Origin of the sequence: Frigoribacterium sp. CFBP 13707, assembly GCF_014842245.1 — a bacterium.
In the GTDB taxonomy this organism is placed as follows: Bacteria; Actinomycetota; Actinomycetes; order Actinomycetales; family Microbacteriaceae; genus Frigoribacterium; species Frigoribacterium endophyticum.
In genome coordinates, this window is the sequence record NZ_JACYVL010000027.1 from 1 (window position 1) to 6,084 (window position 6,084).

The 6,084-nt window shown below is 55.1% G+C and carries 3 rRNA genes; all 3 read right to left on the reverse strand.

Going from position 1 to position 6,084, the window contains the following annotated elements:
• Positions 1-66: 66 nt before the first annotated feature.
• A 5S ribosomal RNA gene (rrf, locus tag IFT45_RS16550) occupies positions 67-183 on the reverse strand.
• 217 nt (positions 184-400) lie between these two features.
• Positions 401-3,524 (reverse strand): 23S ribosomal RNA (locus IFT45_RS16555).
• A 476-nt stretch (positions 3,525-4,000) separates the two neighbouring features.
• A 16S ribosomal RNA gene (locus IFT45_RS16560) occupies positions 4,001-5,522 on the reverse strand.
• Together the 16S, 23S and 5S rRNA genes form the textbook arrangement of a ribosomal RNA operon.
• Positions 5,523-6,084 lie beyond the last annotated feature (562 nt).

A 6,084-nucleotide genomic window follows, 5' to 3' on the forward strand; every position in this document is an offset into this window, starting at 1 on the left:
AAACACGAAAGGCCCCTCCTGTGGAGGGGCCTTTCGGTGTGCCAGTCATGCTGGGCACTAAAGGGAGTCCGGCGGTGTCCTACTCTCCCACAAGGTCCCCCTTGCAGTACCATCGGCGCTGAGAGTCTTAGCTTCCGGGTTCGGAATGGGACCGGGCGTTTCCCTCTCGCTATGGCCGCCGAAACATTTACCACACACACACCCCAAGGGCATGTGGTGAAGTCTGTTCCAGACCATGCCCACCACGAGGTGATGGGACTTGTCTGTTCTGTTGTCCCGCACCAGGGAACGGTGCCTGGTGGCGGGGTGTTTCCGTAAAGAACGGGTCGTTACCGACCGTCTTCCGGGAACCACATAGTGGACGCGAAGCAATCTTTCTTCCCCTCTACAAGGGAAGAGTGTTGTCAAGTTATCGGCTTATTAGTACCGGTCAGCTCCATGGGTCGTTAGTCCCCACTTCCACATCCGGCCTATCAACCCAGTAGTCTAGCTGGGAGCCTCTCACCCCGAAGGGTATGGAAATCTCATCTCGAAGCCGGCTTCCCGCTTAGATGCTTTCAGCGGTTATCCGTTCCGAACGTAGCTAATCAGCGGTGCCCTTGGCAGGACAACTGACACACCAGAGGTTCGTCCATCCCGGTCCTCTCGTACTAGGGATAGATCTTCTCAAATTTCCTACGCGCGCAGCGGATAGGGACCGAACTGTCTCACGACGTTCTAAACCCAGCTCGCGTACCGCTTTAATGGGCGAACAGCCCAACCCTTGGGACCTACTCCAGCCCCAGGATGCGACGAGCCGACATCGAGGTGCCAAACCATGCCGTCGATATGGACTCTTGGGCAAGATCAGCCTGTTATCCCCGAGGTACCTTTTATCCGTTGAGCGACAGCGCTTCCACAAGCCACTGCCGGATCACTAGTCCCGACTTTCGTCCCTGCTCGACTTGTCAGTCTCACAGTCAAGCTCCCTTGTGCACTTACACTCGACACCTGATTGCCAACCAGGTTGAGGGAACCTTTGGGCGCCTCCGTTACTCTTTAGGAGGCAACCGCCCCAGTTAAACTACCCACCAGGCACTGTCCCAGAACCGGATCACGGTTCGTAGTTAGATATCCAAAGTGACCAGAGTGGTATTTCAACAATGACTCCACCTGAACTAGCGTCCAAGCTTCACAGTCTCCCACCTATCCTACACAAGCCACTCCGAACACCAATACCAAGCTGTAGTAAAGGTCACGGGGTCTTTCCGTCCTGCTGCGCGTAACGAGCATCTTTACTCGTAGTGCAATTTCGCCGAGTTCGCGGTTGAGACAGCTGGGAAGTCGTTACGCCATTCGTGCAGGTCGGAACTTACCCGACAAGGAATTTCGCTACCTTAGGATGGTTATAGTTACCACCGCCGTTTACTGGGGCTTAAATTCTGAGCTTCGCTTGCGCTAACCCTTCCTCTTAACCTTCCAGCACCGGGCAGGCGTCAGTCCGTATACATCGTCTTGCGACTTGGCACGGACCTGTGTTTTTAGTAAACAGTCGCTTCCCACTGGTCTCTGCGGCCTTTCCCGCTCCGGGAGTAAATCCCATCACGGTTCCGGCCCCCCTTCTCCCGAAGTTACGGGGGCATTTTGCCGAGTTCCTTAACCACGATTCTCTCGATCTCCTTGGTATTCTCTACCTGACCACCTGAGTCGGTTTGGGGTACGGGCGGCTTGAACCTCGCGTCGATGCTTTTCTCGGCAGCATAGGATCACTGATTTCCCCCAATCGGGGTACGCATCGGGTCTCAGGCACATTGACGACGGATTTGCCTATCGTCAGCCCTACATCCTTACACCAGGTTCACCTTACGGATACCATCGCCTGGCTCAGCTACCTTCCTGCGTCACACCTGTTAATACGCTAACCGCACCAGCATGGGGTCGAGCGTTAGACCGGCCGGCATCACCCCGAAGGGATCCGCTCAGCCGGGTTAGGACTCTTAGCACCACTGGATTAGCTTGGGCGGTTCTTCGCCGGTACGGGAATATCAACCCGTTGTCCATCGACTACGCCTGTCGGCCTCGCCTTAGGTCCCGACTTACCCAGGGCGGATTAACCTGGCCCTGGAACCCTTGGTCTTTCGGAGGACGGGTTTCTCACCCGTCTTTCGCTACTCATGCCTGCATTCTCACTCGTGTGGCCTCCACGGCTGGTTTACACCGCCGCTTCACTGGCCACACGACGCTCTCCTACCACTCCGTACGACTGAACCACGAAGGCTTGTCTATAATACGAAATCTACAACTTCGGTGGTGTGCTTGAGCCCCGTTACATTGTCGGCGCGGAATCACTTGACCAGTGAGCTATTACGCACTCTTTCAAGGGTGGCTGCTTCTAAGCCAACCTCCTGGTTGTCTATGCAACTCCACATCCTTTCCCACTTAGCACACGCTTAGGGACCTTAGTTGGTAGTCTGGGTTGTTTCCCTCTCGACGATGAAGCTTATCCCCCACCGTCTCACTGCTGCGCTCTCACTTACCGGCATTCGGAGTTTGGCTGACGTCAGTAAGCTTTTGGGCCCCATCGGCCATCCAGTAGCTCTACCTCCGGCAAGAAACACGCAACGCTGCACCTAAATGCATTTCGGAGAGAACCAGCTATCACGAAGTTTGATTGGCCTTTCACCCCTATCCACAGCTCATCCCCTCCATTTTCAACTGAAGTGGGTTCGGTCCTCCACGACGTCTTACCGTCGCTTCAACCTGGCCATGGATAGATCACTTCGCTTCGGGTCTAGGACATGCGACTGGATCGCCCTCTTAAGACTCGCTTTCGCTACGGCTACCCCACACGGGTTAACCTCGCCACATATCGCTAACTCGCAGGCTCATTCTTCAAAAGGCACGCTGTCACCCCTACAAGGAGGCTCCAACGGTTTGTAAGCAAACGGTTTCAGGTACTATTTCACTCCCCTCCCGGGGTACTTTTCACCTTTCCCTCACGGTACTTGTCCGCTATCGGTCATCTGGGAGTATTTAGGCTTATCAGGTGGTCCTGACAGATTCACACGGGATTTCTCGGGCCCCGAGCTACTTGGGATCCCCATTCAGCCAGCGCCAGCATTTCGGCTACGGGGTTCGCACCCTCTATGACCAGCCATTCAAAGCTGTTCGCCTATACTGCGCTGTAACTGTTCCTGTCCGGCAGAACAGGACAACGGGTCCCACAACCCCGACCATGCAACGACCGCCGTCTATCACACATGACCGGTTTAGCCTCTTCCGATTTCGCTCGCCACTACTCACGGAATCACTGTTGTTTTCTCTTCCTGTGGGTACTGAGATGTTTCACTTCCCCACGTTCCCTCTACCCGCCCTATATATTCAGGCGGGAGTCACCAGGTCAAAACGCCTGGCGGGGTTTCCCCATTCGGAAATCCTCGGATCAGGGCTCGATTATCAGCTCCCCGAGGCTTATCGCAGATTTCTACGTCCTTCTTCGGCTCCAGATGCCAAGGCATCCACCGTTTGCTCTTAGAAACTTGACCACAAAGTTGCCACCAGCCAAAGCTGGCAGCTCAGTGTTATCTCATTCGCCAACCCAACCGAAGGCTGAGTTGGTCTAAGAAATTGCACTTAGTATCACAAACCCGGTCACCAACCCCCTAAAGGGCCAGCTCATGATTTGCGACTAAGATGCTCGCGTCCACTGTGTAGTTCTCAAAATACGGGCGGCACCAGAATCACCCTGCGATACATGCAGGACTTTCCTGGCCCAGAGGTAAAACCCCACACCCCGAAGAGCGTGGAAGCTTGGTCCCTCAGGACCCAACAGCGTGCATACCGTTCGGCTTGTGCGCCACACCGTTCCAGACCTCCGAAGAGATCGTACTAAGCACTGCGCCGTCACAAAACGACCATTGTCAATGTTCCACCCATGAGCGCCAGCCAGAGACATTCGCTCTAGTACTGACTTGACCAGATGATCCCTGTGTAAACAGCAGGGCTGGTACATGCTCCTTAGAAAGGAGGTGATCCAGCCGCACCTTCCGGTACGGCTACCTTGTTACGACTTAGTCCTAATCACCGATCCCACCTTCGACAGCTCCATCCCACAAGGGGTTAGGCCACTGGCTTCGGGTGTTACCGACTTTCATGACTTGACGGGCGGTGTGTACAAGGCCCGGGAACGTATTCACCGCAGCGTTGCTGATCTGCGATTACTAGCGACTCCGACTTCATGGGGTCGAGTTGCAGACCCCAATCCGAACTGAGACCGGCTTTTTGGGATTCGCTCCACCTTACGGTATCGCAGCCCTTTGTACCGGCCATTGTAGCATGCGTGAAGCCCAAGACATAAGGGGCATGATGATTTGACGTCATCCCCACCTTCCTCCGAGTTGACCCCGGCAGTCTCCTATGAGTTCCCACCATAACGTGCTGGCAACATAGAACGAGGGTTGCGCTCGTTGCGGGACTTAACCCAACATCTCACGACACGAGCTGACGACAACCATGCACCACCTGTATACCGACCTTGCGGGGCGACCATCTCTGGCCGTTTCCGGTATATGTCAAGCCTTGGTAAGGTTCTTCGCGTTGCATCGAATTAATCCGCATGCTCCGCCGCTTGTGCGGGCCCCCGTCAATTCCTTTGAGTTTTAGCCTTGCGGCCGTACTCCCCAGGCGGGGAACTTAATGCGTTAGCTGCGACACGGAGACCGTGGAATGGTCCCCACATCTAGTTCCCAACGTTTACGGCGTGGACTACCAGGGTATCTAATCCTGTTCGCTCCCCACGCTTTCGCTCCTCAGCGTCAGTTACGGCCCAGAGATCTGCCTTCGCCATCGGTGTTCCTCCTGATATCTGCGCATTCCACCGCTACACCAGGAATTCCAATCTCCCCTACCGCACTCTAGTCTGCCCGTACCCACTGCAGGCTGGGGGTTGAGCCCCCAGATTTCACAGCAGACGCGACAAACCGCCTACGAGCTCTTTACGCCCAATAATTCCGGACAACGCTTGCACCCTACGTATTACCGCGGCTGCTGGCACGTAGTTAGCCGGTGCTTTTTCTGCAGGTACCGTCACTTTCGCTTCTTCCCTACTAAAAGAGGTTTACAACCCGAAGGCCGTCATCCCTCACGCGGCGTTGCTGCATCAGGCTTTCGCCCATTGTGCAATATTCCCCACTGCTGCCTCCCGTAGGAGTCTGGGCCGTGTCTCAGTCCCAGTGTGGCCGGTCACCCTCTCAGGCCGGCTACCCGTCGTCGCCTTGGTGAGCCATTACCTCACCAACTAGCTGATAGGCCGCGAGTCCATCCTTGACCGAAATTCTTTCCAACTCCTAGCCATGCGGCTGAAGCTCGTATCCGGTATTAGACGCCGTTTCCAGCGCTTATCCCAGAGTCAAGGGCAGGTTACTCACGTGTTACTCACCCGTTCGCCACTAATCCCCCCAGCAAGCTGGAGTTCATCGTTCGACTTGCATGTGTTAAGCACGCCGCCAGCGTTCGTCCTGAGCCAGGATCAAACTCTCCGTAAAAGAAAAAACAGACCAACCGGAAAAAGGCCGGATCTGCTGAATTTGATGCTGACCAAAGAACAAAACAATCTGACGATTGTTGTTGTCCATCAATCTCAAAGAAACCTAAACACCACTCAGAACCGAAGTTCATCACGATGCCAGGGTATAATTTGGCATTTGACAATGTGCACGCTGTTGAGTTCTCAAGGACCAAACGCACCCAGAACCCGACCTATATAAAGGCCATCGTCCGAGGCAGCTGTGAAACCTTAGCACCGATCTTCACCATGTAAGACCACCGCTCTTCAACCCCCGTAAGGAGCCGGTGTCGCTTTCGCAACGAGCCATGACGCTACACCATGTGGATCAGTGTTCGCAACCCACTTGGTCCGAGGCCGTGTAGGCAACTCGAGGACTTGGAGGCTGGTCAGCTTGAGGCCGGTGAAGCTTCGCTCCGCCGCACCGTTGTGGTGACAAGAAAGAACATTACAGGCACCACCCGCCCAACGTCCAAACCCCCACACATCCCGGGCGTGTCGCAACCACCAACCCCGGAAAATCAAGGGTCCAGCGCGTGAAC